Below are 3,039 nucleotides of genomic sequence, written 5' to 3' on the forward strand. Positions count from 1 at the left end.
GGCCGGCGCCGGCTGGGTGCCGCCATCGGGCCGCGCACCGCCGTCGTCCTCTGTGCCGCTCTCCCGCCGCTATGTGCCGCCCGAAACAATGCCGAAACACGACGGTTGCACGGGTTTTACCTGCGTGCGTTTCTTGTAACGCGGCCGCAACGAAGCATCCTGCTGGCCGAAACACGCCGTCGTCAGTCTTGGTTCATCGGTGGGAAATCACCCGCCAACGAACGAGGGGACGTGAAACATGGATCTGTCGGCAGGTCACGTCTGGGTAATGATTTCGGCGGCCTTGGTGCTGCTCATGACGCCGGGACTGGCATTCTTCTACGGCGGAATGACGCGGGCCAAATCGGCCCTGAACATGATGATGATGAGCTTTTCCGCCGTCGCACTGGTGGCGGTGGTCTGGGTGTTGTGGGGTTACTCGATGAGCGGGGGCGAGGGCGTGGCCCAGCTCTTCGGCAATCCGTTCGCCGCGTTCGGCCTGGAAGGGCTGCTTAACACCGGCGACCTGATCACCGCTGGCTACGGTGCCACGTTCGCGATCATCACGGTGGCACTCATCTCCGGCGCCATCGCCGACCGGGCCAAATTCAGCGCCTGGGCGGTCTTCGTGCCGGTCTGGGTCACGCTGGTCTACTGCCCGCTGGCCTTCATGGTCTGGGGCGGCGGATTGCTGGGCGCCGAGGGGGTTATCGGCGCCTGGGCCGGAGAGGCGATCGATTTCGCCGGCGGCACAGTGGTGCACATTAATGCCGGCGTAGCAGGCCTGATCCTGGCCCTGATTCTGGGCAAGCGCAAAGGCTTCGGTAAGGACCCGGCACAGCGCCCGCACAACATCCCGCTGGTGATGATCGGCGCAGCGATGCTGTGGTTCGGCTGGTTCGGATTCAACGGGGGAGCGGCGGGCAGGGCGGAGGAAGCCGGCCTGATCTGGGTCAACACGATGGCCGCCCCGGCAGCCGCCATCGTGGGCTGGCTGGTGACCGAGCGCCTCCGCGACGGCCGGCCCACGTCCCTCGGGGCGGCTTCGGGCGTGGTCGCGGGGCTGGTGGCCATCACACCGGCCTGCGCCAACGTCTCCCCCGTGGGGGCGTTGGGCCTGGGCCTGGTGGCCGGAGTGCTGGCCGCGCTGGCGGTGGGGCTGAAGTACAGGCTGGGCTACGACGACTCGCTGGATGTGGTGGGCGTCCACCTGGTGGCCGGCTTGGTCGGAACGCTGGCCTTGGGCTTCATCGCCCTGCCGGTCGAGGGTGCAGGCGGCGGCCTCTTCTACGGCGGTGGGGTCGCCCAGCTGGGGGCGCAGGCCGTGGCGGCGGTGGTCTCCATGGTGTTCTGCGGCGTGCTGACCCTGATCATCGGCTTGGCGATCCACAAGACACTTGGCTTCCGTGTGACCGCAGAGGATGAGGTCGCCGGCGTGGACCTCGCCCAGCACGCCGAATCCGCCTACGAATTCGGCGGCCTGGGCACCGGCGGAACATTCATCCCGCACCCGGCAACCGACCCCAGTGCCCGCAGCACGATCAAGGAAGAGGTCAACGCATGAAACTGGTCACCGCAATCATCCGGCCTGAAAAGCTGGAGGCAGTCCGCAACAGCTTGGAAAGCTACGGGGTCCAAGGGCTGACCGTGAGTGAGGCCAGCGGGTACGGGCGGCAGCGCGGCCACACGGAGGTTTACCGCGGCGCCGAATACACCGTGGACCTGCTGCCCAAGGTCCGCGTCGAGGTCCTGGTGGGGGACGACCTGGCCGACGACATCGTCGACGTCCTCGTGGCCACGGCCAACACCGGCCGCGCGGGCGACGGCAAGGTCTGGCTGGTGGATGTGCAGGAAGCGGTCCGCGTCCGCACCGGCGAACGCGGCGAGGCTGCCATCTGAAACTTCGAACTCACCGTGATGAACCCCTTCCGGCACCGTGATCTCCTGGCGGTGCCGGAAGGGTTCTGTCCGTCCTGCTGATAACGACGGCGGCGCTCGGCTCTGTCCTCCGCTCGCCTCTGTCCTCCGCGGCGCCCCTCGGCACCGGGAAAACAGCTCAGGGACTGCACGGGGCGGCATAGCAGGGATAATGCCGCGCCACTAGGATGGGCGCCACGGCAGGCACCATGTGGGAGGGAACCTATGCAGTCCACACCAGTCCAGAAAGCCGCACGGATCTCAGCCATCGTTCTAGCCGTTCTGGCAGTCCTTGGCTTCATCCCCGGCATAACAGCCGACTACGACCAGCTCGGTATCACAGGAAACGGGCCGGACGCCCAGCTCTTCGGGCTGTTGGCCATCTCGGTTTTACACAACGTGTTGCTGCTGCTTTTCGCGGCCTTGCTCCTGGTTTCGGCAAAGCGGGCCGGTGCTGCCAAAGTCACGTTCATGGCACTGGGGCTGTTCAACCTGTTGGCCGCCCTGTACGGCCTGATCAACGCCCGATACGGATCGGAGACGTGGGTTCCGGCGGGGGTTAGCGACAACTGGTTCCATCTAGTGCTCGGCGCAGTGCTGTTCTTCCTCGGTCTGCTCAGAGGCCCGGTGGTGATTGGAAGGCCGAGGTCCGGGTAGCACCCGCCAATGTCATGGCGAGGTGCATAACGGCCCGGCTGGTACAGCCTGCCCTACGACTCGTCCTACACAAGCCCACGACGGCCGGCGGCCATCCCCATACATCGAACTTTCGTTCTAGTCGGGGCTCTTGCTGCGTAGCGTTGAAGTATGGCAGCGGAACCGTTCGACGAGGCGCAGGAGCCGGAGGATCACTCCGGTACCCCTGCCGCGCCCGACGACGGTGCCGGGCCCGAGGATGGTTCCGCGCCCGACGATGGTGCCGCCAATCCGCTACCGGTGCGGCGGGGGTGGGCGGACGATTGGCAGGACTTGGGACCGGCGGAACTGGCCGGCCTGCTCGCCGGCACCGACCCCGCGGCCCTGGACGACTGGTCGACCCTCGACTACCTCCAGGCGGTGCGCAAGCACGAGGCCTGGACCCAGTCCCGCCGGCTGCGGGCCGTGCACCGTTTGGCGGTGCTCCGCCCGGCAACCGGGCCCGAC

The 3,039-nt window shown here is 67.0% G+C and carries 3 protein-coding genes and 1 pseudogene; all 4 read left to right on the forward strand.

The genetic code is table 11. The annotated features are described in order from the left end of the window. Nucleotides 1-238: 238 nt before the first annotated feature. Nucleotides 239-1,543: an ammonium transporter gene (locus AC5RV2_RS16380; protein WP_494093214.1), complete on the forward strand. Its 1,305-nt coding sequence runs from the start codon at nt 239-241 to the stop codon at nt 1,541-1,543. Continuing rightward, nucleotides 1,540-1,878, forward strand: coding sequence for a P-II family nitrogen regulator (locus tag AC5RV2_RS16385; protein WP_493999973.1), 339 nt, complete (start codon nt 1,540-1,542; stop codon nt 1,876-1,878). Before AC5RV2_RS16380 ends, AC5RV2_RS16385 begins: the two co-directional genes overlap by 4 nt. Before the next feature lie 243 nt (nt 1,879-2,121). After that, the gene (locus tag AC5RV2_RS16390; RefSeq protein WP_494093215.1) at nt 2,122-2,553 is read left to right on the forward strand and encodes a DUF4383 domain-containing protein; all 432 of its coding nucleotides are present in this window, start codon (nt 2,122-2,124) and stop codon (nt 2,551-2,553) included. A gap of 150 nt (nt 2,554-2,703) precedes the next feature. Next, a pseudogene (locus tag AC5RV2_RS16395) lies at nt 2,704-3,039 on the forward strand (hypothetical protein); the annotation flags it as partial.

The sequence above is a fragment of the Arthrobacter sp. Y3225116 genome (assembly GCF_059091245.1).

What these genes read in the sequence shown, in the direction of transcription:
- AC5RV2_RS16390 (WP_494093215.1), top strand. Translation starts at nt 2,122, where the DNA reads ATGCAGTCCACACCAGTCCAGAAAGCCGCACGGATCTCAGCCATCGTT.
- AC5RV2_RS16385 (WP_493999973.1), top strand. Translation starts at nt 1,540, where the DNA reads ATGAAACTGGTCACCGCAATCATCCGGCCTGAAAAGCTGGAGGCAGTC.
- AC5RV2_RS16380 (WP_494093214.1), top strand. Translation starts at nt 239, where the DNA reads ATGGATCTGTCGGCAGGTCACGTCTGGGTAATGATTTCGGCGGCCTTG.